This window comes from Gemmatimonas aurantiaca T-27 (assembly GCF_000010305.1).
In the GTDB taxonomy this organism is placed as follows: Bacteria; Gemmatimonadota; Gemmatimonadetes; order Gemmatimonadales; family Gemmatimonadaceae; genus Gemmatimonas; species Gemmatimonas aurantiaca.
Genome location: NC_012489.1, coordinates 1,559,927 through 1,585,327 on the forward strand (window position 1 = coordinate 1,559,927; position 25,401 = coordinate 1,585,327).

18 protein-coding genes are annotated in these 25,401 nt (G+C 66.6%); 2 read left to right on the forward strand and 16 right to left on the reverse strand.

Annotated features, from left to right (window positions below):
* Positions 1-178: 178 nt before the first annotated feature.
* From GAU_RS06680 to GAU_RS06695, 3 genes are read right to left on the reverse strand one after another with little or no spacing between them, the layout of a single operon-like run.
* Positions 179-3,445, reverse strand: coding sequence for an efflux RND transporter permease subunit (locus GAU_RS06680; RefSeq protein WP_012682797.1), 3,267 nt, complete (start codon positions 3,443-3,445; stop codon positions 179-181).
* Between the two features lie 4 nt (positions 3,446-3,449).
* Positions 3,450-4,748, reverse strand: coding sequence for an efflux RND transporter periplasmic adaptor subunit (locus tag GAU_RS06685; RefSeq protein WP_012682798.1), 1,299 nt, complete (start codon positions 4,746-4,748; stop codon positions 3,450-3,452).
* A gap of 3 nt (positions 4,749-4,751) precedes the next feature.
* Complete coding sequence (locus tag GAU_RS06695) at positions 4,752-6,056, reverse strand: TolC family protein (protein WP_169307614.1); 1,305 nt, start codon at positions 6,054-6,056, stop codon at positions 4,752-4,754.
* Positions 6,057-6,902: 846 nt separating this feature from the next.
* Here GAU_RS06695 and GAU_RS06700 point away from each other — a divergent pair.
* Positions 6,903-7,295 carry an ArsR/SmtB family transcription factor gene (locus GAU_RS06700; protein ID WP_269446087.1) on the forward strand — a complete coding sequence of 131 codons (393 nt, stop codon included), beginning with the start codon at positions 6,903-6,905 and terminating at the stop codon, positions 7,293-7,295.
* 5 nt (positions 7,296-7,300) lie between these two features.
* Positions 7,301-8,167 (forward strand): cation transporter, encoded by an 867-nt coding sequence (locus tag GAU_RS06705; RefSeq protein ID WP_041265338.1) that lies wholly within the window; start codon positions 7,301-7,303, stop codon positions 8,165-8,167.
* A gap of 284 nt (positions 8,168-8,451) precedes the next feature.
* Here GAU_RS06705 and GAU_RS06715 read toward each other — a convergent pair whose 3' ends face one another.
* The 13 genes from GAU_RS06715 to GAU_RS06775 form a co-directional block, all read right to left on the reverse strand.
* Positions 8,452-10,983 (reverse strand): hypothetical protein, encoded by a 2,532-nt coding sequence (locus GAU_RS06715; RefSeq protein ID WP_012682802.1) that lies wholly within the window; start codon positions 10,981-10,983, stop codon positions 8,452-8,454.
* 336 nt (positions 10,984-11,319) lie between these two features.
* Positions 11,320-14,562 carry an efflux RND transporter permease subunit gene (locus GAU_RS06720; protein WP_012682803.1) on the reverse strand — a complete coding sequence of 1,081 codons (3,243 nt, stop codon included), beginning with the start codon at positions 14,560-14,562 and terminating at the stop codon, positions 11,320-11,322.
* Between the two features lie 10 nt (positions 14,563-14,572).
* Complete coding sequence (locus GAU_RS06725; RefSeq protein ID WP_083765505.1) at positions 14,573-15,958, reverse strand: efflux RND transporter periplasmic adaptor subunit; 1,386 nt, start codon at positions 15,956-15,958, stop codon at positions 14,573-14,575.
* On the reverse strand, positions 15,955-17,382 hold the full coding sequence (locus GAU_RS06730; RefSeq protein ID WP_012682805.1) for a TolC family protein: 1,428 nt from the start codon (positions 17,380-17,382) through the stop codon (positions 15,955-15,957). The genes GAU_RS06725 and GAU_RS06730 overlap by 4 nt, the downstream gene beginning before the upstream one ends.
* A 163-nt stretch (positions 17,383-17,545) precedes the next feature.
* Entirely contained in the window at positions 17,546-18,049 is a 504-nt protein-coding gene (locus tag GAU_RS06735) for a nuclear transport factor 2 family protein (protein WP_012682806.1), read from the reverse strand.
* Positions 18,050-18,056: 7 nt separating this feature from the next.
* Entirely contained in the window at positions 18,057-18,431 is a 375-nt protein-coding gene (gene copC, locus GAU_RS06740; protein WP_012682807.1) for a copper homeostasis periplasmic binding protein CopC, read from the reverse strand.
* Between the two features lie 104 nt (positions 18,432-18,535).
* Positions 18,536-19,411: a DUF4198 domain-containing protein gene (locus GAU_RS06745; protein WP_041265340.1), complete on the reverse strand. Its 876-nt coding sequence runs from the start codon at positions 19,409-19,411 to the stop codon at positions 18,536-18,538.
* On the reverse strand, positions 19,408-19,902 hold the full coding sequence (locus GAU_RS06750; RefSeq protein ID WP_052574286.1) for a YybH family protein: 495 nt from the start codon (positions 19,900-19,902) through the stop codon (positions 19,408-19,410). Before GAU_RS06750 ends, GAU_RS06745 begins: the two co-directional genes overlap by 4 nt.
* Positions 19,903-19,964: 62 nt before the next feature.
* Positions 19,965-21,017 (reverse strand): M56 family metallopeptidase, encoded by a 1,053-nt coding sequence (locus GAU_RS20575; RefSeq protein ID WP_012682810.1) that lies wholly within the window; start codon positions 21,015-21,017, stop codon positions 19,965-19,967.
* Positions 21,010-21,456 (reverse strand): BlaI/MecI/CopY family transcriptional regulator, encoded by a 447-nt coding sequence (locus tag GAU_RS20580; RefSeq protein ID WP_083765509.1) that lies wholly within the window; start codon positions 21,454-21,456, stop codon positions 21,010-21,012. The genes GAU_RS20575 and GAU_RS20580 overlap by 8 nt, the downstream gene beginning before the upstream one ends.
* Positions 21,453-22,820: a copper oxidase gene (locus GAU_RS06765; RefSeq protein ID WP_012682812.1), complete on the reverse strand. Its 1,368-nt coding sequence runs from the start codon at positions 22,818-22,820 to the stop codon at positions 21,453-21,455. The genes GAU_RS20580 and GAU_RS06765 overlap by 4 nt, the downstream gene beginning before the upstream one ends.
* Before the next feature lie 14 nt (positions 22,821-22,834).
* A complete protein-coding gene (locus GAU_RS06770; protein ID WP_041265341.1) occupies positions 22,835-24,091 on the reverse strand; it encodes a TolC family protein in 1,257 nt (418 codons plus the stop codon).
* Between the two features lie 197 nt (positions 24,092-24,288).
* The gene (locus GAU_RS06775; protein WP_012682814.1) at positions 24,289-25,260 is read right to left on the reverse strand and encodes a copper resistance D family protein; all 972 of its coding nucleotides are present in this window, start codon (positions 25,258-25,260) and stop codon (positions 24,289-24,291) included.
* Positions 25,261-25,401 lie beyond the last annotated feature (141 nt).

The following is a 25,401-nucleotide window of genomic DNA, read 5'->3' on the forward strand; positions in this document are numbered from 1 at the left end:
GAGACGGATGATGCATGCATCGCGGGTGTCAGGCGCGTCAGGGAGCAGCAGCGGAAGATCGAGCCGTGTAACCTGGGACATAGGGGTCATTTCACTCCCTCGCCATCCAGCTGCGGCCCTCGCTGTTCTGCGCCCTCACGACGTGCCGGCATCGCGTTGCCGTTCGTGACGTTGTCGTTCACGGGTCCAGGCCGGTGTGGGGGAGATTGCTCGTGGCTGTCTGGGCCTGCGCCGCCGCACGTCGGGCTTCTCGTCGTGCGCGCCACGATTCCCCAGCGGCGAACAGCGTGGGAAGTACGAACAGCGTGAGCAACGTCGAAGTGACCAAGCCCCCGATCACCACCGTTGCCAGGGGGCGTTGCACCTCAGCGCCCGTGCCATGCGACAGCGCGACAGGCACGAAGCCGAGGCTTGCCACCAACGCGGTCATCAGCACTGGCCGAAGCCGCTCGCGCGCGCCGCCGAGCGCCGCGTCGAGCGGCGTTGCGCCGCGCGCACGTGCGCGTTGCACGGTCGTCAGGAGCACAAGCCCATTGAGCACCGCCACACCGAACAAGGCGATGAAGCCGATGCTGGCCGATACGGAGAGGTGGAGCCCACGCGTCCAGAGGGCAAGCACGCCGCCCACCGCCGCGAACGGCAGGTTCACCAGCACGAGCCCGGCCAGCCACCACGAGCGGAGCGACGCCCACAGGAGGAGCGCGATCAGCAGGATCGACAGGGGCACGACGACCTGAAGGCGGGCCATCGCGCGCTGCTGATTCTCGAACGCGCCGCCGTAGGTGACGAAAACGGCGGGTGGGACCGTGACCCGCGACTCGATGGCGCGGCGTACGTCGGCCGCGAACCCTCCCAAGTCGCGGCCCGCCACGTTGGACTGCACGAGCGTGTAGCGCTGCGCACGTTCCCGACTGACCTGAACCGGGCCGTTCTCGAGGCGGATGTCTGCGATCTGTGAGAGCGCGATACGCGCGCCGCCGGACGCGCCGCCGACCGGGGCCGGCACCGTGATCGCGCCGATGGCTTCGGGCGACGTGCGCAATGCCTGCGGGTAGTAGACCGCCACGTCGACCGCGTAGCTGCCTTCGATGAGCTGCGAGACGGGCTTGCCGCCTACCGCGGTCTCGAGCGCTTCCTGCACCTCCGCCATCGGGATGCCAAAGCGCGCCATCGCGGCGCGGTCGAGCCGGACGTTCAGGTAGCCTTGGCCGGCGGTCTGCTCGATCTGCACTTCGTCCGCGCCGGGCACACTGCGCACTACGCCTGCGACCTGCTCTGCCACTTGGCGCGTAATGACCGGGTCATCGCCGAAGATTTTGATCGCCAAGTCGGCCCGGACGCCCGAGATGAGCTCATCGAGCCGCATCTGCATGGGCTGCGTCATGCTGATGGCGATCCCCGGGACGCGATCTTCGAGCCGCTCGGTGATCTCGCGTTCCATCGAGTCCTTGTCCACGCCGCGCCGCCACTGATCGCGCGGCTTGAGCATGACGAAGATGTCGGCCTGGTTGACGCCCATCGGGTCGCTACCGATCTCCGCGCGCCCCACGCGGCTCACGACGGTGGTCACCTCGGGCGACAGGCGCACCGTCCGTTCGAGTTCCTCCTGCATCGCCACGGAGCGCGTCAGCGAGATGGTCGGGTCCTTGGTCGCCGAGATAAGCAGCGACCCTTCGTCGAGTTGCGGCAGAAACTCGGTGCCGAGACGCGGGACAACGAACAGGGTGGCGAGCAGCAGGGTCAAGGCAACGAAGACCGTGACTCCTGGGCGTCCCATCACCGCGCCCAGTGCTCGCGCATAGCGCCGGTCGAGGGCGTGCTCCACGCGTTGGGCATTCTTGGACTCGCGGGCGCCGCGCCGGAACACCCACGTGCTCGCAGCGGGGATGAAGCAGAGTGCCAGCAAAAGGCTTCCGAACAGCGCAATGGCCACCGTGATGGCCATCGGGCGGAACATGCGCGCTTCGAGCCCCTGCAGGCTCAGGATGGGGACGTACACCAGCATGATGATCAGCACGCCGAAGGCAATCGGGCGCGCGACCTCATGCGCTGCGGCCAGCAACCTGGTCGCGATGCCCTTGTTCGTTGACGGCAACTCGCCACGCTCTTCGTCGCCATGCAGCGTGCGCACGAAGTGCTCGGTCATCACGACGGCGCCGTCGACAATCATGCCGAAGTCGATGGCACCGAGACTCAGGAGGTTGGCCGAGAGCCCAAGCCAGCGCATGCCGAGAAATGCGCACAGGAGTGAAAGCGGGATCGTGGCCGCCACCAGGAGTGCCGCGCGCACGTTGCCGAGGAACAGCAGCAACACGGCAATCACCAGGAGCCCGCCTTCGACCAAGTTCGTGCTCACCGTGCGAAGCGTGCCGCCGACAAGGTCCGTCTGGTCGTAGTAGGGGATCACCTTGACGCCCGGTGGCAGCGAGCGGTTGATGTCCGCGACGCGCTCACGCACGCGCGCCACGACTTCACGACTGTTCTCGCCGCGCAACATCATGACGATGCCGCTCACGACTTCCCCGAGGCCGTCGTGTGAGACCGCGCCTTGGCGGAGTTCCGCCCCGTATCGCACGTCGGCGACATCCCCGATCAGCACGGGCACGCCCGCCTTGCTCGCGCGGATCACGGTGTTGCGTAGGTCATCGAGCGTGGCCGCGGCGCCCAAGCCACGCAGGATGTATTGCTCGTCGCGGTGCTCGAGGTACCCGCCCGCTGCGACCGCGTTGTTCGACTCGACGGCTTCGACCACGTCATGCAGGGTGAGCCCGAAGCTCGCCAGCCGCTCAGGCCGGACGACAACCTGCGCCTGCCGAACCTCGCCACCGAAACTGTTGACCTCCGTCACGCCCGCCACGGTGCGGAGTTGCGGACGGATCACGCGGTCCTGCAGCGTGCGCAGCGCTCGGGTGTCCAACCGTTCGCCGGTGTTGGATGCCGAGTCCTGCAAAAGTTTATACATGAAGATCTCGCTCGACGCACTCGAGAGCGGGCCAAGCGAGGCGTCCGCCCCAGGCGGTAGCGCACTCCGGGCACCCTGCAGCCGTTCGCTCACCAGCGTGCGGGCGCGTTGGATGTCGACGTGGTCCTCGAAGACGACGGTCACCGCCGCGAACCCGTACTTCGATACGGACCGAACCAGGGTGACGTCGGGCAGTCCTTGAAGCGCGGTCTCGAGCGGAAAGGTGGTCAAGCGCTCGACTTCGACCGGCGACAGGCCGGGCGCCTCGATCAACACTTGCACCTGCACGTCGGTGAGGTCGGGGAACGCATCGACGCGAAGCGTCCGGAGTGCCCACAGGCCCGCGGCGGCGACAGCCAAGACCAGCACAAGCACCGTCAGACGCTGTCGGATCGACCACGCAACCAGCCGCTCGACGACGCCGTTCGTCGTCTCGCCCTCCATCGCATCAGCCGTGGACCGCGGAGTCTCAGGCGTGGCCATCGGGTTAGTGCTCATCGCTCAGCGACGCTTTCGCGAGCTCACTCTTCAGCGTGAAGGCGCCGCGCACGACGACGCGTTCACCGGCCCTGAGTCCGTCCTGCACCACCACCATCGCGGTGCGCTGCGTTGCCGAACCAGGCGGCGAGAGTGGCGTCGTCCGTACCTCGCGGCGCACGTAGGTGCGCGGGCCCGTCTCGACGAACACGAACCGACGCTCCCCGTCGGTGACGATGGCACTCTCGGGGATGGTGAGGGTGCTTCCGGTCACGCCGCTGTTCACCGCACCGTTCACCGGACGCGTGGCTGGCACGTCGAGCCGCACCGTGGCGAACATCCCGGGCCTGAGCCTGCGGCTGCCGTTGGGGACGTGAATGACGGCGCGGAGCGTCCGCGTCTCCGGGTTAAGGGCGTCGCGCAGGCGTTCGACGCGGCCCTCGAACCGCATGTCGGGGAAGGCGGCGATGCTGACCGTCGCGCGCTGTCCCGTCCGCACCTGCGGCAAGTTACGCTCGGGGACCTCGGCGATCACGTCGATCACCGAGAGGTCGGCCACGGTGAAAATGGGGGCGCCTGCCTCCACGGCGGCGCCTGGAAGGATATGCGACTCCATCACACTGCCGCCGATGGGTGACCGGAGGGACAGCGTGCTGGCCGGATCGCTGCCAGCGACCGCGCGGGAGATCTCCGCATCGCTCGCGCCGAGCAGCCGCAGGCGACGACGTGCGGCGTCGGCCAGCGCGCGTGCGCCCGTCTCGTCCGTGGTTCCGGTGAGCGTGGCAACGCGGCGCGTCGCCTGCGCCAGGTCGACTTGCGCCGTGAGATACTCGGGACTGAACAACGACCCGACGGATTGGCCGGCGACGACAGCATCGCCTTCGACGACGGAGAGGCGCTCGACGCGACCCGCGATACGTGAGGACACCAGGGCGACGCGGCGTGGGTCGATCTCGACCTGACCCGGCACCTCGAGGCCCTCCGCGCCGCCGAGAGCCGCGGCCATGGCGACCGCCTGGACTTCGATCTGCGCGGTGCGGAACGCGGCCTCGGACAACGCCACCTTGTCAGTCTCGGCGTGTTCGTCTGCATGCTCCGCTCCGCCTTCCGTGGCTACGGCTTCGCGCGCTGCGGTGTCGCTGGGCGCTTGTGCCTCAGCGCGCACGGTGGGAGTCGCTGGCTCGTCTCCGCATGCTGCGGTAAAGGCCAGGGTCATCATGAGCACACGCGTCAGCACACACTTCGCGAGTCCAGCGGCGAAGCGCATGGGCGATGTTCGCGTCGCTGCGATACGATGTGAGAGAGTCATTGGTCAGCGTCCGTTGGACGGAGAAGAGACGTGGGAGTCGCTGCGCTCATCAGCGCCGAGGAGGTCGGCCCACGCGTCGGCCGCGTCGACCAGAGCGCGAATACGTTCGATCTCGGCGCGCGACAGCGCGCGCTCGAAGTCGAGGAGTTCCAGCAAGGAAAGACTGCCCGTGCGATAGGCGGCGAGCGCACTTTCCCGCTCGTCGCGGGCGCCCCGCAGCAGCGCCGCGTCGAAGGCGTCGAGCCGCTCGCGCGCGGCGCTGTAGCGCTCGCGCGCCGCCTCGATCCGCGCTCGGGCTTCGGCGAGGGCAGCCTCGCGCGCGACACCAGCCGTGGAGATCCCTTGGGAAGCCGCGGCGAGGGCCAACTGGTTGCTGCGCGTCGCGGTAAAGGGCAACGAGACCGTCATGCCGAAGGACGGCCCGAGGGTCGGCCCGTTGTTCGCCTGACCGATGCGCTGGATTCCGGCGAACGCGCTGACCTGCGGGCGCTGCTCGGCGAGTACAAGAGCCCGCGCGGCGGCGGTCCGGGCGGCGTCGGTGCGCTGGAGCCTCGCCACGTCCGACCGCGCGAGCAAAGAGTCGAGTGACGGCAACGGGGGCAGGACGGCGCGCCAGGCGTCACCCAGTCCATCACCGGCGAGGGTGTCGATCAGGGCGTCCAGGGTGGACGCCGCGTCGGTTCCGGTGAGTACGGCCGTGAGGCTTGCCCGTGCACCACGGGCCTCGGCCATGCTGGCGCTCCGGTCGCTCTGGATCCGCAAGCGCTCGGTCCGCACGCGGAGCACATCGACATACCGAGCCTGTCCAACGCCGAACCGACCGCGGACCCCCTCTTCGGCACCAGCGAGGAGCTGATCCTCGGCCGCCAACCGCAGCGCGATCCGTCGAGCCCCGGCCGCGCGGACGGCGTCGCGGAGGACCACGCCCTCGAGACGCCGCTCTTCAAGCGAGACCGCGATGGTCGCCGCTTGGACCTCGACATCGGCCAGCGTGCGCTCGGCGCGCCGTCGTGGACCGGTCATGAAGTCGCGACCGACCTCGAGGCGAAGATTGCCTTGATCGAGGTTGCTCGCTGGGGCTTCTGAGAGGCCAGCCGAGAAGAAAGCGGGGGCAGTGGGGCCGGCAGCGGCGGCACGCGCGGTAGCGAGATCGACGTTCGCCCGGGCCGCACGCAGCATCGGACTTCCCGCGCGGGCAGCAGCACGCACGCGTTCGATGGCCCGGCTTACGCGCGTGCTATCGAGCGCGATGCGCACCCGAGCGGAGTCCGTCGGCAATTGTGCGCTGAGCGGCGCAAGCGCGGACACGCCGGCGAGTGCGGCGATGAGGCGGGCCATCCGTCGTAGCTTGGAAGGCAGCGCGGGCCGGGATGCTGCGCGGCAGGTGGTGCGGTGGAGATCAACGGCGCACGGGTGGCCGTTTGATTGTGCAGCGGTCATGGGGTCCTCGAGAGGGCGAAGCCGCAACCCGTGCGCGTGGGCACGGATGTGGACGGACGCGATGACGCGTTAGCCGCTCGCGAGAGGGGCGCACGGAATGCGCGGCGGGGCTGACGCGGCTAGGCGCTCTGCACCCGAGGGGGGCGTCTCTTCGGCTCCCCCACCACACTTGAAGGGAGACGGTCGGACTTTCCTGACACCGCCGTGGCGAGGGCGTCCAGGCGTCCCGGCAGGACATGCTGGGTCGTCAAGGTCCCGCCATGGGCGTGCGCGCAATGGCAGAGGTGCATCTCGTGCTGATCCGGTGCGCTCGTGGTGCCTGATCCCGGACCCGGATCTACGGCGGCAGCTGTCGCAGACGTGGGGGCCGGGCTCGTGCTGCCGATGGCAAGCGCAGCCTGCGGATCATCGCAGGGGTCAGCGATCAGCGGTTCCGCGACCGTCACCGACACACACAGCCCAAGCAGCACCGCCAGAAGGCGGCGCAGCGTTGGTGCGAGTGGCGAACGGCGAAGGGCGTGGAGCATCAGGAAACAGTTGCGGTGATTCGGCCGCGAGGTCAGCCCAGGCGCCCGAGTAGCATTGGGGCGTTGCGAGGGCTGCCAACGGGCAGTATTCTACCTGAACGAATGAACGACAGTTCAGTCGTTCAGGTAACGTAGGAGTCCGATGCGCATTCTGCAAGCTCGCCATCGCCCAAGGCCGTCCGTGGCCATGGGCGACCCCATACAGCCCGCGCCCGGCCCCTTGATGGCCGACGTGTGCGAGGTCGCGTGCGTGGATGCCGAGAAGGTGGCGCGAGTCAGGGCGGCCGGCCCGGCCCCCGCGACGTTGCTGGCGCTCGCCGAGACCTTCAAGGCACTGGGTGACCCCACGCGGCTCCGGATCGTGGCGGCCCTGGCGCAGGAAGAGCTCTGCGTCTGCGACCTCGCGACCCTCGTCGACGTGTCCGAGTCCGCAGTCTCTCACTCGCTCCGGACGCTCAGGCAGCTCCGCCTCGTGCAGTACCGCAAGGTGGGGAAAATCGCCTACTACTCGCTGGACGATGCGCACGTGGCGCGGCTGGTCGCGGAAGGTCTGGGCCACATCGACGAAGTCGGGCGCTGAGGGCCATGTCCCGCGCAGCGCCGGCTGGCGTGGTCACCGCTCGCTATCGCGTGACAGGCATGGACTGCGCGCACGACGCGGCGGACATCGCCGCAGCGGCACAACGCATCGTCGGGGTGTCCGCGGTCAAGGTGTCGGTCGCGTCGGGAATCATGACCGCGGAGGCGCCCGAGGCGGTCCTACCACAGGTCGAACAAGCCGTCCAGGCCGAGGGGTACCAGATTGACCGGATCGGCGCGGCAGACGGCGTAGCGGGGGTGACGGGGGCGGCACCGGTCGCGCGCGGGTACCGACGGGCGCTATGGATCGTGGTGCTTCTGAACATCGGGTATGGCGTAGTGGAAGCGGTCGGCGGGTTCTTGGCTGGCTCCCAGTCGCTCAAGGCAGACGCGTTGGACTTCCTCGGCGACGGACTGATCTCCTTGGTGGGGCTGATCGCGCTAGCGTGGCCGCTCGTGTGGCGCGCGCGCGTCGCGTTCGGGCAAGGAGTGTTTCTGGGGCTCCTGGGAGCCACGGTTCTTGCCGCGACCGCGTATCGGGTTGTCGTGCAGCAGCAGCCGGAGGCCGACCTCATGGGAGTGTTCGGTTTCCTCGCGCTGCTCGTGAACGTAGCGGCGGCGCTGGCCCTGATGCCGTACCGCAAGGGCGGCGACGCCGCAGCGAAAGCCATCTGGCTCTTCTCCCGCAACGACGCGCTGGCCAACCTTGCCGTCGTGATCGCCGCCGGTCTCGTCGCGTGGAGCGGCACACCCTGGCCGGACCTCGTCGTGGCTGTAATGATCGCGGCGTTATTTCTGCAGTCATCGTGGTCGATCATTCGTGACGCGCGCGCTGACATCGCCGATGCGCATGGCGGCGAGCAGCTCCCCTAGCGTTTCCCGGTGCAGCGGCGCGGGTGTTGCCGATGGTGCTTCGGCGAACGGTCGACACCCTTGGCCGTCCAGGTATAGAACCCCAGAGTTTGCCGAAGGCGACGTTGACGACGATTGCGGACGAGGGGAAGGCTTGCTTTCGGTAGGTATCCATCGGGAGGCGGTATGGCTGGGGACGGGAAAATGTACGCCGAGCGGGTCGTGGCGCTGCTCCAAGAACGGGCGGCGCGGGTCGCGGCGTTCAAGGAAGTCGGAACACCGGCGAAGCGCCGACGCGGGTGGCGTCACGCCGCCGATCTGTCTGCGTTCGGTAGCGAGTACGCCTCACGCCGCCGCCGCACACGTAGTGGCTCGCTCCTTCTCTGTCTGGCATGCTCCGAGAGGAACGCCTGCCGCATGCTCGCCGGCAACGGGAACGCCTTGTCGCGCCACCGGCTGACCCAGTCGATGGTCTCGCCCAGCCACCACGTGCAGTCCATCTCGCGGTGATAGGCGCTCGGGTGGTCGAAATGATCGACGGGGTGGCGTGCAGCCTCCACCATCACCGACTGGCACTTCACGTAGTGCTGTGCCAGCGTGGCGTCCACGTCTCCGGTCGCCCGTCGCGCGATCTGCTTCCCACAGGCGCGTTCCTCAGCGCCATGTCGCTGCATGCGGGTGGGGCCATTCGTGCCGCGGAGACCCCACCAGTACGTGGCCCACAAATGCCGCACCTTGTGCGGCCCGAACACCCACGGCCAACGCTTCCGCGCCTCGTCCATGGTCGCTGGCAAGTCGCTACGCCCCATCGCCTGCAATCCCTCGAGGAGCGCATCCGCCCATAGATCGTTCAATGCCTTGGAGAGAAACGCGCCAGCGACAGGCGGTGTGCGGCGTGAACGTGGTATTGGATTGATGAGCCAGGCAACCGTGCCCATTCTCACTGCCCCCTGCATCGTGGTGCCAGGTGCCACCAGCCCGAGCTTCTGGACCGCTGGCCACCAGATGTCCCGGAGATATCTCGCGGCCCACGTGTAGTCGATGATTGCAGGTGACCAGCGCCAGATCGCGCGTTCGGTGTCATTCTTGGTCTCCGTTTCCGAGACGTCCGACTCCTCGTGCGCTCGGAAGGTGGAGGACATGGACCTGATGTGCAGCAGGTTGCCGGCAGCATCCCATGCAGCGTTGATGTGCACCTCACGGCCCACGCGCGCATGCTGGGCGTTGCTGATGCGGACGGGATCCGCCGTGAGCGTGGCCTGTACCGCCCACCGTGTGAGGGCACGGCGATACGCCTTGCGAGCCTTCTTCGCCTCGCGGGCACACCGCGCCGAGGCCGAGGAGGTGAGGGCGGCCCGTTCCGCAGAGTTCATCGCGCGCTGGTGCTTCGGCAGATCGACTAGCGTTCGCCATGGCAGCACGCAACAGACCAGCTGCGGCAACGTGATTCGCTCGAAGAGCTCCGCAATCTGCTGACGCGAGTCCCGGCTCGCAGCCAAGGCAGCCTTCAGCATGTTTGACGTGGTTTCCCACGCCGTGCGGAACGCCTGTTCAGCCGCACTTCCATCGTTGTGAATACCGATCACGACACGCTCGGTAATGGCGGCAAGGGCATACAGCATCTGAATGGCCGCGGGCGGGAGCATGAACTCTCCGTGCTTCGCAGGTGATGCCGAGGCCTGTGCGCCGTGGGGGACGCCACCACCGATGATCCCATTGGCGACGGCGTGCTCCACGACCACCACGGCGAGCGGACGAGTGGCGTTCTTCTCGATGCCGGTTGACGACACCTGCATCGCACGTCGCATCGCCTCGAGCTCCGGTGAGGTAGCCAGATGTTCGGACTCGAAGGCGCGGGAGCGCGATGTCATGCACCACAGATCGATGAACCGTGGATCCTCCGGCATGGCGACGTCCGTGATCAACGCCCGACGACGCACCTCGAGATAGGCACGCGCCCACTGCAAGGCCTGGTACTGGTAGCGCATCTGGGTCTTGGCCCGGAGTGATGCATGCACTGTGGGGCTGCGACGGTACTTGGCCCGACGGCTGACCTGCTGGTTCGCCACGGACTTCCATACACGAAGCTCGCTCATGAAGCGCGGCATGACCGCCTCGAGTTCGACCAATGGCGCATCGTGATCGACTTCCCACGTCGGAAGCGCCGGGGTCAAGTCACCGCCTTCGGCCAGCTCCCGTGACACGCACCGCAGTACCCACACGTCGTGCGCCGTGTTCTTGCGTTCCCACGAGCGGAGGAGCTCGCGAAGGCCGTCCGGAGTGCCGGGCAGCGCGTAGGGGTCGATGACGCCATGGGCGGCCGCACAGCGCGCGAGGTTGCGCACGCCGGTCAGCACCATCTTGAGGGCGCGGCGGGCGAGGGCGGTCTGTTGATCGGCGATCCGTGCCTCGAGGAGTGCCTCCACGCGTTGCCAAGCGCTTGGCAGCTCGACGAGCGTTGCCGTCGTAGCCGGCTGGTGCTGGCCCAGAGCCTCAAGTAGGCGTCTCACACGGCTGGCCGCGTTGCCGGGGCGGCGCCCCCCGGCGGCCGCGGCGCGTAGCCTCGCCGCATGCGCGGTTCCGGACAGGAGGTCGCGCACGTCAATCGGCGCGGCCTCGTGACCAGCTGGTGGGTCGAGGAGATATCTGGCGTGTCGCTCGTCCTCGGCCACGCCCTGTTGCACCAGCTGCCACGCCAGTGCGGCGCGCAGGTCGCTGACGGCACCCGGGATGGTGGCAAGCGACAGGGTTGGGGTACCGCCGCGCTGCTGGAGGTCGTCTGCCTGCAGGCGCAGTACAGGAAAGGTGATGCGGGACTCGATGGTGGTGTGGGTCATAGGCTCCTCGGTGGGTTGGTGCTCTCGCGAGCGTACCGGGAGCGTGCGGCAGCCCGCACGGGGGGCGCCGATTCGGTGCAGAATCTTTGTGCACGGGCGCCGTCGCCGCGCTCTTCTCGTGCTCAATCGTGCGCTTACGCGCTCAGGTTGTGCGCAATCGACCCGATGATCGTCGTCGTGATGAGCAGGTCTCTTGCGCACAACGCGTCACGACGGCCGTGGGCTACTGTGCTCAAGTCGTGATCAGGTAACCACTTGGTAGTTCGGGGCGGTCCAACGACACCACGGACACTTTGCACAAAGTTGGTGTTGCCTCACCGTGCGATTCCTCGCCCCTCAATCCGGCGCGCGGTTTCGGCTACGCTCCTTCCACAACGAATACACCGCAGGTATCACGATCAGCGTCAGCAATGTGCTGCTGAGCATGCCGCCTACCATCGGCGCCGCGATGCGCTTCATCACACTGGCCCCGGTGCCGCTGCCCCAGAGAATCGGCAATAGGCCGATCATGGTGGACGCCACAGTCATCATCTTGGGGCGTACTCGCTCGACAGCGCCCTCCATGGTGGCGGCGAAAATATCGGCCGAGGACAGCACATTCCCATCCGCTCGACGCGCATCAAGCGCCGAGTTGAGGTACACGATCATGATCACCGCCGTCTCTGCGGCAACGCCGGCGAGGGCGAGAAAGCCAATCGTCACGGCCACCGACCACTCGTAGTTCAGTAGCCACAGAAACCACACACCGCCCACGAGCGTGAACGGGATAGACAACATCACGATCAGTGTATCGGCGACGCTGCGGAAGTTCAGGTAGAGCAGCAGCACGACCAGTGCCAGGGTCGCCGGCACCACGATCTGCATGCGGGCCTTCGCCCGCTCCATGTACTCGTATTGGCCGCTCCACTCGAGGCGGTACCCGGGCGGGAGTGTCATGGCCCCTGCGATCATCCGCTTGGCCTCGGTAACGTAGCTGCCGATGTCGCGGTCGCCGGGATCCACGTACACCCATGCCGTGGGCTGCGCATCTTCGGTGCGCACGACCATTGGACCCGCCACCTGCCTGATGGTCGCCACCTGACCCAGTGGAACCTGCGGCGTGCTACCCGTTGGCTGGCTCGAACCGTTCATACCGTCAGGCATCCCTCCTGCACCACCGCCGCCGCGCTCACCACCTCGAGCGCTTCCGCTGTGTGCCACCGGCACCAGAACCCCCGCGAGTCGTTCCGGCGTATCACGCAGTTCTTGAGGGTACCGCACGCGAACCCCGTAACGCTCACGTCCTTCGACCGTTTGGGTGATCGTCATCCCGCCAATCGCGGTCGCAATGACCGTCTGCACGTCTCCGACGTTGAGACCATGGCGTGCCGCCGCAGCGCGATCAATGTCGATGTCCAGGTAGTAGCCACTGACCGCCCGCTCGGCGAATACGCTGCGCGTGCCGCTCACCTCCTTCAGGCGCATCTCCACCTCCTTGCCGAGCCGCTCCAATTCCGCCAGGTCGGGGCCGTAGAGCTTCACACCCACGGGCGTACGGATGCCGGTGGCCAGCATGTCGATCCTTCCCTTGATGGGCATGGTCCACGCGTTCGTCACGCCTGGCATTTTCGTGGCGCTGTCCATCTGCGCGATGAGCTGCTCGTACGTGAGCCCCTCACGCCACGCATTCCTCGGCTTGAGCATGATGGTGGTCTCTGCCATGTCGAGGCCGGCAGGGTCGGTCGCCGTGTTGGCGCGTCCCGCCTTGCCCCACACGCTTGCCACCTCGGGAAAGCCGCGCAGAATGGCATCCTGCTGCCGTAGCAGTTCGCGCGCACGCGCAACACTGATGCCGGGCAAGGTGGTTGGCATGAAGAGCACCGAGCCCTCATCGAGCGGGGGCATGAATTCGCTGCCGATCCGCTGAAAGGGAATCCACGTGAGAATGAACATGACCGTCGAGCAGACGATCACCCCCCAACGATGCCTCAGCGCCCACGCGAGTACCGGCGTGTACACCCGGATCATCGCCCGTGAGAGCGGATTGTGCTGTTCGCGCGCGATTCGCCCGCGGATGAAGAGCCCCATGAGGACTGGAACGAGCGTGACACTGAGCAGGCTCGCTGCCGCCATCGCGAATGTTTTGGTAAGTGCGAGCGGCTTGAAGAGCCGCCCCTCTTGCCCCTCCAGCGTGAAGACGGGGATGAAGCTCACCGTGATGATGAGCAATGAGTAGAAGAGCGATGGCCCCACCTCTCGCGCCGAGTCGAGTACCACCTCCAAACGCTCGCGGCGGGAAAGCAACGCCGTATCCATGTGCGTGGCACCCGGAGCCGCGCGCCGCTCGAGGTGCTTGTGCATGTTCTCCACCATGACGATGGCGGCATCGATCATCTCGCCGATGGCGATGGCGATGCCGCCCAGCGACATGATGTCTGCCCCGATATCGAACGCCCGCAACCCGATGAAGGCGATGACCACGCTGATCGGCAGCGTGACCACGGCTACGAGCGCTGAGCGTGCATGCAGAAGGAAGACGATGCAGATAAGCGCAACAATGATCGCCTCTTCGATCAATGTCGAGCGCACCGTGCCAATGGCCTCCTTGATGAGCGTGCTGCGATCATACACCGGCCGCACCACCACGCCGGCCGGTAGACTGCCTTGTACCTCGACAAGCCGCGCCTTGACGCGGTCGATGGTTTCGAGGGCGTTCTCTCCGAACCGCATGACGACAATGCCACCCACTGCGTCGCCACGACCATCGAGGTCGGTGATGCCACGTCGGACAGCCGGGCCGATGGTCACCCGTCCGAGCTCCGCTACGCGCACCGGTGTGCCCGACGCGGTGGCTCCCACGACCACATTTTCGATGTCGGGGATCCCTTTCAGGTAGCCGAGACCGCGCACCATGTACTCGCGCTCCGACAGCTCCATCACCATCGCACCTACATCGCTGTTGGCATTCTGGATGGCGTTCATCACGCGCGTCACAGGAATGCCGAACGCGAGCAGCTTCGCCGGCTCGAGGTCCACTTGGTACTGTTTCTCGAAGCCGCCGACCGAGGCCACCTCGGCCACTCCCGGCACGGCGGTGAGGGCGTAGCGCAGCGACCAGTCTTGCAGGGTACGCAGCTCGGGCAGGGACAATCGACCGGTGGTGTCTTCCAGCGCGTACTGAAACACCCACCCGAGTCCGGTCGCGTCTGGGCCGAGGCTGGGGGCGACGCTCGCCGGCAGCTTGCCCCGTATCCCGTTGAGATACTCGAGCACGCGCGAGCGCGCCCAGTACAGGTCGGTGCCGTCCTCGAAGATCACATACACGAACGACACGCCGAAAAACGAGTATCCGCGCACTGTTCGCGCCCCGGGCACCTTCAGCATCTCGGTGGCGATGGGATACGTCACCTGATCTTCCACAATGCGCGGCGCCTGCTCATTGTAATCCGCCTGCACGATGACCTGCACGTCGGAGAGATCTGGCAGTGCGTCGAGCGGCGTCTGGCGCAGCGCGTATACGCCGCCGATGGCGAGGCACAACGTGAGCACGCCGACCACCAGGGCGTTCTGGACCGACCATTCAATCAGACGCTTCAGCATGGTCGTGGCCTCACGGCTTGATCTGGCCGTCGTGCGATGCCCGCGGCGGTGTCGCCGACTTTGCCTTCGGCGCGACATGCGCCGAGTGATCCATTCCGGGCATGTCTGCCATAGGGTCGCGCGTCGGCTTGGTCGGCCTTGGAGGCGGCGGGATGCGTGGCGTTGACGTCATCGGCAATGACGCCGGCGGAGTGCTCATCTCCATGCCCGGCATGTTTCCCATGCCACCCAACGCCTTGCCGAGGTTCGACTCCGCGTCCACGAGGAAGGTCGCCGACGCGACTACCGTGTCGCCGGCGGAGAGACCCCGCAGTACCTCCACGCGTGTGTCGTTGGTGAGCCCGAGAGCGACTTCGCGCGGCGCGAGTTGGCCGTTGCCTTCTCGTACGAACACCACGTGGCGTTCACCCGTAGAAAGGACGGCGCCGCGTGGGACGGTAAGCGCCTGTGTGCGGGCCCCACCCACGATGCGCAGCGTGGCGTACATCCCCGGCTTGAGCTGCAGATCAGCATTGGCGAGCACGACCCGTACCCGCACCGTTCGCGTTTCCGGGCTGATGGTGGGGTAGACGTAACCAATGCGCCCCATCCGGTGATCGCCGGGTAGTGCCTGAAAGTCGGCGTGCACCATTTGGCCTATCCGCACCTGCGCAAGGTCCTGCTCGAACACTTCGCCTTCCACCCACACGCGGCGCAGGTCGGCGACCTGGTATAGTGCTTCGCCGGCCATGATACGTTGACCGGCGACGACGTTCTTCTCCAATACGTAGCCGGCGGCCGGCGAGCGGAGTGTCAGTGTACGCCGCACGGTACCGGTCTCTTCGATGGCCGCGATTTCGGTGGCGGGGATGTCCCAGTAGGCGAGTCGTCGCCGCGACGACTCGAGCAGATCGGCGGCACTGCGTTGGGCGTCGGTGGATGCAGCAGCCACGTCTCGCGTGAGTCGCTTCGCAAGGAGAAGCTCCTCCTGGGCCTGCACGAGCATGGGCGAATAGATCGTGAGCAGCGCCTGACCCATCTCCACCGGCTGCCCCGTTGCGTTCACGAGGAGTCGCTCCACATAACCGTCGATCTTCGGCGTGATCACGTGCAGTCGCGTCTCATCGTATGTGATCTGGCCGACCGTTCGTACCTCGCGTTCCAGCGCTCCTACCGTGGCGACGGCATAGGTGACCCCGATGCGCTGCGCTTGCTCGGGGGGGAGCATCACGGGCGATGCGTTCTGCGCGCCGGCAGCGGCACCGTGATTGTGGTCAGCCGCCATGGGCGTCGGCGCTGATGCGTCGCGCGTGGCGAAGTACACGCCGCCTACGGTCGCAGCCACCACCGCGGAATAGATCGCCATCCGCCATGGGGCGATGCGTCGCGGTGTCCCATGGCCTTCCTCGCGATTCATGGCGCCTCCTTGGTCATGGGGACCAGCACACGGCCGGTCAACATTTCGAGCTCCGCCCACGCCTTCCCTTCGTCTGATTCCAGCGTGACCAGTTCTTCGCGATACCGGTTCACGGTCATCCGGCTATCGAGCAGCGTCATAAAATCGACGCTCCCCACGCGATACGCCGCGAGTGCTGACGCGACGGTGGCCTCCGCCTGTGGGAGGATCGTGGTGCGATAGAGCACGGCGAGCCGACGGGCCCGTCCAAGCGCGGCGAACGCCTCGCCGAGGCGTCCACGCGTGTCCGCACGCATAGCGAGCAGATCGGCGCGTGCCATGCGGCTCATGGCGCCCGCCTCTTCGCGCATGCGGAGTTGCCGTGAGCGCGCAAAAATGGGAACCGTGGCGCCGATCATGAGACTTCCCATGCGGTCTGTGGTGCGGCCCATCGGCTCGCCGGTTGTCGCCTCGGCCATCGAGCCGCCACGCTGCCCGTACTGCAGGCCTACCTGCAGATCCGGAAGCAGTTCGCGGTGTGCGAGCCGTTCGCTCGCTTCCGCCGCGCGGAGTTCGTCCTGCCCGGCCCGTATCATCGGGCGCTCGCGGTCCGCCAACGAGTCCAGCCATCGGCGCGGTGGTATCGAGTCTGGGAAGTCCGGGAGTAACGGGACATGCAAGGCGTCATCAACGTCACGATCCAGCAGGGCATTGAGGCGAGCTGTCATTGCCTCGCGCATCGCCTGCATGCGCACGGTGTCCTCGACCATGCGGGCGATCTCCACCTGCGCACGCAGTACATCCGTCTGCCGCCCCTCGCCCACGCGATACATGGCCTCCGCCGTTCGCGCGATGTCCTGTAAGAGGCGCAGGGTTTCGCGCGCGACCGCGAGCTGCTGATGCGCGGCGTAGAGGTCGTAGAAGACCATCGCCGTCTGGCTGCGGAGCTCCCACACCACGTTGCTTACACGCGCCTTCGCCGCGGCAGCTGACGCCGACGCCGCCTTCCCCGCGAAGCGCAGTTTGCCGCCCAGCGGAAGCATCTGCATGAGCTGCACCTGCGCCATCCCCAGTACGGGCATGGGCGCCAGTCCCGGCAGCGAGTAGTTCATGAATCCGAACTGTAGTTGCGGATCGGGAGGCCGAGTGACAGACGAAACCCTCGCAGCGGCCGCGCGCGCCTGCGCGTCGGCGGCAGCCACCCGAGGGTTCACTCTGGTGACCTCGGCGAGCACCTGCGCGAGTGACAGCTGTTCGGCGGGGGGCTGTGAAGCCTCACGCGCGGTGGCACGCACCATCTCGCGCACCGCGTCACCGGATCGCGACTGCCCCGCCACCGGAGCCGCCACTGACAGCACGAGCGCGACTGAGGGCGCGAGGATGCGTACCAGAATGAACGGGTAGTGGCAGTACGCTCGATGTTCCCGACGGAATGCGGATGGCATGGCAACTCCAGTGTTCATCGTGCACATGATGCAGGTCGTCACCGGCTCAGTACAATCAGCATTCATCAGTCCGAAATGTCAGGAAGCCCCTGACGCTGGTCACGAAAGAGAGCGGTCAGGGGCTTCCTGATGACACCACGCGCAACGCGTCCGCGCGCAGAGATCACTCCGGCATGGGCGGATCGTTCGGCCGACGCGCACGGGAGGCCGTGTGTGAGTGTCGCACGACCCAGCGCGCTTTGTCACCACTGCCGGCGCGCTCGAGGATGAACGTGCCGCGCCCGAAGTTGTCGATGGTGCGAGTGCCCTCCTTGGCTTGCAGGGCATACGCTACGGTCGCCCAGGCGAGCTTGCCTTCGACGCGCGTCACGATCTCGATGGGGCGGTACTTGAACCCCGTCATCTCCTTGAGCTCGGGGCCAAGATGATGATCGCGGTAGTCCTTCCAGCCGCGGTTGATCCCGGCGCTCTCGAAGACCGTAAGACTGTCACCGGCGTACAAAGTGTCCAGCGCCGCCAGGTCCGCTCGCTCCGCCGCCGCAAACACGGCTCGGATGACGGCCGTCGCCTGATCGACGGGACGGGTGGCAGCCTGCGCACTCAGCGTGCTCGACCAGGCCATCGCGCCCATGGCGATGACGGTCGTCGTCATGGATCCCTTGCGCATGGTCAGATCACTTCACGCTGAAGACGTACGACCCGCCCATCGGGTGGCCGTCGGGACCGGCAACGCGGTACTTCACTGTGTACGAACCGGCCGCGAGGGGCTTGGTCACCGGAATGACCACGGTCTCGGTCGCCTGCGAATCGGCCGCGACATCACCGAGTGCCGCCAGCTCTTCAGTGCCGCGGAGCAGTGTGATTTTCGCGATCTTGATCTCGATCTTCTCCGAGAACGTGAGGCGAAGCTCCTTCGGCGCAGCCACGGTGGTCCCGGCACTGGGCAGCGAACTCTTGAGCTTGGCGTGCGGCAGCACCGCAGCAATGGCAGCCACGGGCAGGGCCGCACCGAGGAGCAGCGACCGGATGAACGTGCGACGAAGCGACATGGGTTCTGATCGGGAATGAGGTGGAAACACGTACATCAACGTACCCACGATTTTACCCTGGGTAAAGGCTAGACATCGGTCGATCATACGACCGTGAAACGCACTCAGCGGGGGGCCGACCGGAACACGAGGGTCGCCCAGTGAACGTCCCAGTCGGCGCCCGAGCGAGGGGGCGCTGGGACGATCTGCAGCGTGCGCACGTTCCAGAGGCCGGGGGGCGTGATGACCACGGTGGCAACACCGGCACTGTCGGTACTGACGGCGACGTCGCGAATGGAGGCCCGACGCGCGGCTGACGTGTCGACGCGAGAAGACGGCCGCTCCGGCACCGACCCCGCGTGAAGCCGCGCGAATGCCGCCGGCTTACCAAGCAACAGCAGACGGAGACGAAGCGTGTCCCCGGCACGGAGCGCGGACGGGTCCGACAGTGGAATGAACTCCAGCGGATGGCCCGCCACGCGGTCGAATGCGCGGGCTCCCCGCCCGACCTCGACCAGCGTTTTAGCGTACTTTGCGTATCGGCGCGTGAGGCTGTCTCCTCCAACCACGGGCAGCAACCCATCACGCTCGTAGCGCTCGCGCGCCTCTGGTGCACCCTCGAGGTCGAGGTAGCGGCGGAAGCTGGCGGGGGACTCACGGACTGTCCGCGGCGCCAACTGGACGGCCACCATGTGCTGGCCGCCTACCGCCGGCGTATGCGCCAAGCGTAGCGAGGCCCCGTCGGTCGAAAGGGCGGTGATCCGATGGACCGCGCTCGCTGTGAGCACCGAGGCGTTCACGATTCGGTCCGGCGTAACAGCGGACAGGCTTGTCGGGAACAGACTCGAGGTCTGACCGCGAACGCCGATCCGCCCACCTGGCACGAGCGAGAATGCGTCGGGTACCAACCAGAAATCGTGCGCGCGCAGCGCGTTGACCGAGGTGAGCGCCATCGCGGCGGCGACGAGCGCGCAGCACCAGCGCGTAAATCGGGCGGTCACGAGCGGCGACTCCGCGACGACCAGTGAAATGCGCTGATACGCCACCCCATAGGGGTACGCGTAAGGATCGCGAGTTCGGCGCCTACGGAGTTCACGGGGCGTCCACGCGACTCACCCGTTGCCTCGCTGGTCGACGTCGCCCACGCCATGTCACCGCGTACGCGGACGTGGATGCTGCCACGCGTCTGCTTGACTGCCTTCGCGAAGCTGATGTCGCTGGCGAGGTGATGTGAGCGGTAATCCGCCAGCGTCTCGATGCCTCCGGCCTCCACGATCACGGCATCGGGTGTCAACAGCTTGAGTGCAGCAAGGCTGTCGCCCGCCGTGAGGGCCTCATGATAGGCGCGGATGGTGGCTGCGACGGATGCCGAGTCGCTCTGAGCACCGTTGACCATGGGGTCGGCGGGCGCGGCTATCTGCATAGGGAGCGAGGTGGATTCAAGCGCCGCGGCGAGCAAAAGGCTGACGAGGCCAACGAGTGAGAGTGACATGGTCGGGGGCGAAGGGGAGAGTGCAACGCCGCTCGAGCGAAATGCTGAGCGACCGGACGACGTCATGAACCGTGCGCGTGGGGACAGTCTGCTGCACCAGCTGGGAGGACAGGTCCGGCGACTCGCCAGCGGCAGAACAGATGACCGGCGGCGAACATGCCGTCGTGCTCGCAATGCTGATGCGAACCCGGGTGCTCGGGTGCATTCGGCAGATCATGAACGTCGACGATGCCCGAAAGCATGCTCACCGCGAGTACCATGCTGGCGACGACGACCGAGCCACCCGTGAGACGACCGCGAGGTTGGAAGTCTTCGCCCACGAGTCGACGGACACGCCGCTCCAGTAGGTCGGGGCGAAGGAACCCCACGACGGCCATGGACGCCCCCGGCGATTTCCAGGCGCCCAGCTTCACCAATGCGCTCGCCACCGTGAACGGACCCGTGACCTGACTCGCCGCATCGTCGGCCATGATCTCGGCCTCGTCCGCGATATCATCGGCGATGGCTCGAAGGGCAGGGATCCAGAACAGCGCGCGAGCGAGCATTCGCAGTAAGAGAAAGCGGATCGGATCGCGCCGTCGAACATGTGTCGCCTCGTGCGCCAGCACGGCGACCGCTTCGTCTGGGAGCAACGCGCGCTCACCCCCCAACAGTGCTTCCGCCACGAACACGCGCGGCCGCCACCACCCCGCGGTAAAGGCCGGCATGGGTAATCCAGCCACCACGCACACATCACCCACGGAAAGGCCGCTGCGTTCCGCGAACTCCACCTCGTGTGAGGCGAGACCGCGCACCGGCAAACCATTCAGGACGCGCCGCGTACGGAGCGTTTTCTGCGTAATCTCGAACAGCGCCCAGGCAAATCCGACCGCGACCAAGAGATGCAACAGATGGTGCGCCGGTGACAGCAACTCATGCAGCGCGATCAGGCACAACGCGCCGAGGTGATCGCTGCCTGACAGCGGACGTTCCGCCACGCCCAGCAGGTGGGTACCCACCACCGGCACAAGCGACAACATGAGGATGGCCGACAAGCCGATTACCAGCAGTCGCTGATAGCGCCGCTCACCGACCACGGTCCCGGGCCGGAGCCACGGACGATGCGAGTCAACCACGACGGCGGCGGGCCTCGTCTACGAGTCTGGCCAGTCGATCCAACTGGGCGGGGTCACGTTCCGCCAGCACGTCGACGAAGCACGCCGCCAGCCGCTCGGGCGCGAAATCGATCACGCCCTCCACCATGCGGCGTGATACAAAATCGTGGAAGTCGCCGGGCGCCATCGCCGCTTCGTAGTGCAGCAGTCCATGCAACTTTCGGCGCGTGAGGATCTGTTTCTCCACGAGCTTGTTCAGCACGGTCACCACCGTCAGCAGCGCCACCTCGTGCTCCACGATCACCATCTCGTGCACCGTGCGCGCGGTGACCGGCTCATCGAACTGCCACACGGCGGTCAGGAGCCGGGCCTCGAGATCCCCGAGGACCTTCGCCAGCCCGTCCGCAGAGAGGCGTACGGCGTCGCCCATTTTCGGTTGTGCGGGCTTACGCGGACTCATCGAAAGTCTCCGGGCGGATGATGATGCGCATGGCCAGCGGCCTTCGCCTTGAATGCTGGTAGCGTGATGCGGTCGTGCTGCAATTCCTCTGGTGTGGCTTCGCGCGCCTGCGTGCCTTCGGGCGCCTGCCACCACGAGGTCTCGTCGCCGGCGCGCAGGCGGTCGCGCACCTTCATCACGGTGAACATGCCACCCATGTCGATGTATCCATGCGGACCCTGCGCCCCCATCATGGGCAGGCTGTTCTTGGGAACGGGCATCCCCATCTCGCCCATGCCGCCCATGCCGTCATGGCCCATCGTCATGTACTCGGGAATGATCGGCTGTACGGCCTTGTCGATCACCTCAGCGTCGGCTCCAAGCATGCTGACGCCGCTATGACCCATCTGCGTCATGGTATGATGCGACATGTGGCAATGCAGCGCCCAGTCACCCGGATTATCTGCAACGAATTCCATCGTTCGCGTACAGCCCACCGGTACGAGCTGGGTCACTTCCGGCCACCGCGCCGAGCGCGGGATGTCACCGCCATCGGTCGCCACGAGGGTCCAGGTGTGTCCGTGAATGTGGATGGAGTGGTGGCTCATGGCGCTCAGATTGCCCAGACGGATCCGCACCAGCTCATTGCGCTCCACCATCAGCGGCGCGGTTCCCGGATACGCCTTGCCGTTGAATGTGAGCACGTTGAACTCGAGCATCTCATTCGGGTCGGGGCGACGGGCACCGGGAAGCACCTTCCACTCGCTCGACAGCAGGGCAAAGTCCCGATCCGGACGACGCTCCGGCGCCACGCGCGGATGAATGACGAACATGCCCATCATGCCCAGCGCCTGCTGCGTCATCTCGTCACGATGCGAGTGGTACATGTAGGTGCCATGCTGGCGCAACGTGAACTCGTATCGGAACGTGGAGCCCGAGGGGATCGGCGCCTGACTGAGGCCGGACACACCGTCCATACCCGAGGGCAGGATGATCCCATGCCAGTGGACGCTCGTCTCGGCCGGGAGGTGGTTCGTGACGTAGATGCGTACGCGGTCACCTTCCACCGCTTCGATGGTGGGGCCCGGGGTGCCCCCGTTGAAGCCCCAGCACTGGGCTTGCAGGCCGGGGGCGAACTCGTGCTCGACGGGCTCCGCGATCAGGTGAAAAACCTTCACCCCATCGACGATCTTGAACGGCAACGTGGACCCGTTCGGCGTGACCACCGGCGTGTAATCGCGGCCGGGACGCCCTGGTGCGTACACCGTCCCATTCGTATGTGATACGGTCGTGCGCGCGAGCGCCTGCGCGGCGCTGGGCAATCCCATCAGCGCGCCGCTCGCGACTGCACCGAGCCCGGACGTGATCAAACTGCGGCGGTTCATCTTCGAGGTCTCGCTCACGGCAGGCTCGTCCCCACGGCGCGCTCCAGTTGAATGCGGGCCTTCCAATAATCACTCATCGCGTCGATGTATCCTTGACCGGCGCTCAGTTCACCCTGCCGTGCCTGCAACAGGCCGAACACGCTCACCGCCATGGCGTTGTATTGCAGCTGCGTCTCCTCGGTCACCCGACGACGCAGGGGTACGACACGCGCCCGGTACTCCTCGAAACGGGCGCGGGCCGACGTGAGCAGGGCGTGTGCCGCGCGAACATCAGCGCGCACGGACAAGGCGAGCGCCTCCTGTCTGGCTACGGCCGCGCGTAATTCGCTTTGTGCGCGCAGCATGCGCGCCTGACCGCGGTCGAAGAAGGGCAACGGAATGGAGAAGCCGGGCCCACTCTTGAACGGGCCGCCGTCTTCACCTTCGCCGGCAAACGAGAGGGTTCCGTCGGGGAGCAACCGAAAGCGGTTCGTGAGCCCGAGCGCCTTGCCCGCGACGTTCACGTCCTGTAACGCCGCCGCCAGATCGAGCCGGCTGACCGCCGCGAGCGTCAGCAGCGAATCCACCGGCGGGTCGGTGACCGGCACGTCCGGCAGCCGCTCCGGAAGAATCAGCGACGCGCCAGTGGTGGATACACCAAGTGCTCTCACCAACTGCTCTCGGCTCGCCTGACTTTCCCCGCGGGCGTGAATGGCTCCTGCCTGAAACTCTGCAGCCGCCGCGCGTTCGCTCACGAGATCGAGCTCCTGCAGGTTGCCGGCAGCGTGGATGGCGGTTGCCGCCGCGGCCGATGCGGCGGCGGCCGCTCGCGCCCGTTCACTGATCTCGCTGTTCTGCGCGGCCGCGATAGCCTCCACCAGGCTGGCTCTCACCTGCGCGGTGTGCTGGAACACCTCGTCTGCAACGCGAAGCCGGACGCTCGCCAACTGCGCTTCCGCCACCCGTCGGCGCAGCGGCTGCGACAGGAGGTCGACAAATGATTGGGCGATTCCGAACTCCTGAAAGCGTCCCGCGGTGAAACGTTCGAGCGAGAAGACGGGATTCGCGATCAGCGCCGCCTGCACGACATCGGCCCGCGCAAGCCCCAACTCCGCGTAGGTCGCGCGGAGCGCGGGGTGCGAAATGAGGGCGATACGCACCGCCGCCTCGGCGGTGAGGGGCTGCGACAGCAGACGATGGACGGTGTCGGCGTCGACCACAATACCAACGCCGGAGCGCGTGGGGACCGCGCCGCTGACGCGGGGCCGCAGCAGGTCGTCGACGCTGGACACGTCGCGTTGCAGCGAACCGTGGGCACAGGCGCCCGAAAAGGCGACCGAGCCTACCGCCAGGGACCGGGCAACGAGACGCAGCGCTGGCCTTCTAAGGGAATGAACAGGAAATCGCACGATCTGAGGAAGAGGGGGCACACAACCGATGGGCGGAATTTATGCCGCATAAAGTGTAGTGGAACCCCATGGGGCCGTACTCAGGAGGCCGGCGTCTGCGAATCTGGGGTTGCGGTGGCGACGAGAATGGCCGTGATCAGCAACACAAGGGCGCCGAGGAGCACCTCGAGCGCGACTGCCACGCGCAGGTTACGAAGTCCGCGCAGATGGCCGGCCTGAGGCGCGAAGCGTCGCCAGTTCAGCGCGCCGACCGACACGATGACCGCGACGGCAACGAGCTTCACTAGCAGCCGGAGACCGTACGACGACGTGCCGAGAAGGCGCACGTCCTGCAGGTGAAGCCATGCGGCAAAGGCGCCCGTCGCGCCAACCACTGACGCACCCACCAGCGCCGTCGGGGCGAAGGCCTTGAGCAGGGCGGGCAGCAGGTGTTTGGGCACGACGGCCCCATTGAGGGTGATGGGCCGGGAGCGGAGCCCGACCAGGGCCACAACGGCCAGGCCGCCGAGCCAGAATCCGGCTCCGAGCACGTGCATGGTGTCAAGGAGAACGGCGAGCGCTGCCAGGCGCGGGTCCGCGGCGGCGTGGCCCGACAGGGAAGATGAGAGCGCCAGGGTGATGGTCCCTGCCAGCGCCACGCCCCAGCCACCCAGGATGCCCCCGAATCGTGCAATGCCTCGTCGCGCGGCATCCAGGCCAACGAGCACTGCTGCGACAGCGGCGATCTGAAGGAGCCATGCCCGACCCCACAGAGTCTGCGTCACGATCATCTGGACAAGCCCCGCATCGAAGGCTTCGCTAGGATCGTAGAAGGCCAGAGTCTGCGCGATGAGACGACAGAAGGCAGCGGCCGTGACCAGCAGTGCGGCGTAAAATCCCCAGCATGCCGCTTCCCGCTCGGCGGCACGCGCGACCTCTGGCTCGCCCGACTCCCTCCTGAGTACCGGTATCGCGACCGCGGCGAACGAGACCGAGCCCACGATCAGCATCATGCCGAGGTACAGCGCCCACCGGATGAAGACGTAGGCAGGAGATTCTGCGTCGAAGCTCATGGGGAGAGGAGGGAATTGGGACGGCGAGGGCAGCCTTGCGCAACTTCTCGCTTTATCCTACATAAAGCGAGGCATGGTTCAGCGCAACGCGCCGTAAGTGGCTTTTGAAGCCATGATGGCATCCAAACTGCCTTGGCGAGG

What these genes read in the sequence shown, in the direction of transcription:
- GAU_RS06705 (WP_041265338.1), top strand. Translation starts at nt 7,301, where the DNA reads ATGTCCCGCGCAGCGCCGGCTGGCGTGGTCACCGCTCGCTATCGCGTG.
- GAU_RS06725 (WP_083765505.1), bottom strand. Translation starts at nt 15,958, where the DNA reads ATGAATCGCGAGGAAGGCCATGGGACACCGCGACGCATCGCCCCATGG.
- GAU_RS06720 (WP_012682803.1), bottom strand. Translation starts at nt 14,562, where the DNA reads ATGCTGAAGCGTCTGATTGAATGGTCGGTCCAGAACGCCCTGGTGGTC.
- GAU_RS06765 (WP_012682812.1), bottom strand. Translation starts at nt 22,820, where the DNA reads ATGAACCGCCGCAGTTTGATCACGTCCGGGCTCGGTGCAGTCGCGAGC.
- GAU_RS06685 (WP_012682798.1), bottom strand. Translation starts at nt 4,748, where the DNA reads ATGACTCTCTCACATCGTATCGCAGCGACGCGAACATCGCCCATGCGC.
- GAU_RS06775 (WP_012682814.1), bottom strand. Translation starts at nt 25,260, where the DNA reads ATGAGCTTCGACGCAGAATCTCCTGCCTACGTCTTCATCCGGTGGGCG.
- copC (WP_012682807.1), bottom strand. Translation starts at nt 18,431, where the DNA reads ATGTCGCTTCGTCGCACGTTCATCCGGTCGCTGCTCCTCGGTGCGGCC.
- GAU_RS06735 (WP_012682806.1), bottom strand. Translation starts at nt 18,049, where the DNA reads ATGCGCAAGGGATCCATGACGACGACCGTCATCGCCATGGGCGCGATG.
- GAU_RS06680 (WP_012682797.1), bottom strand. Translation starts at nt 3,445, where the DNA reads ATGGCCACGCCTGAGACTCCGCGGTCCACGGCTGATGCGATGGAGGGC.
- GAU_RS06730 (WP_012682805.1), bottom strand. Translation starts at nt 17,382, where the DNA reads ATGCCATCCGCATTCCGTCGGGAACATCGAGCGTACTGCCACTACCCG.
- GAU_RS06715 (WP_012682802.1), bottom strand. Translation starts at nt 10,983, where the DNA reads ATGACCCACACCACCATCGAGTCCCGCATCACCTTTCCTGTACTGCGC.
- GAU_RS06750 (WP_052574286.1), bottom strand. Translation starts at nt 19,902, where the DNA reads ATGTCACTCTCACTCGTTGGCCTCGTCAGCCTTTTGCTCGCCGCGGCG.
- GAU_RS20580 (WP_083765509.1), bottom strand. Translation starts at nt 21,456, where the DNA reads ATGAGTCCGCGTAAGCCCGCACAACCGAAAATGGGCGACGCCGTACGC.
- GAU_RS06700 (WP_269446087.1), top strand. Translation starts at nt 6,903, where the DNA reads ATGGGCGACCCCATACAGCCCGCGCCCGGCCCCTTGATGGCCGACGTG.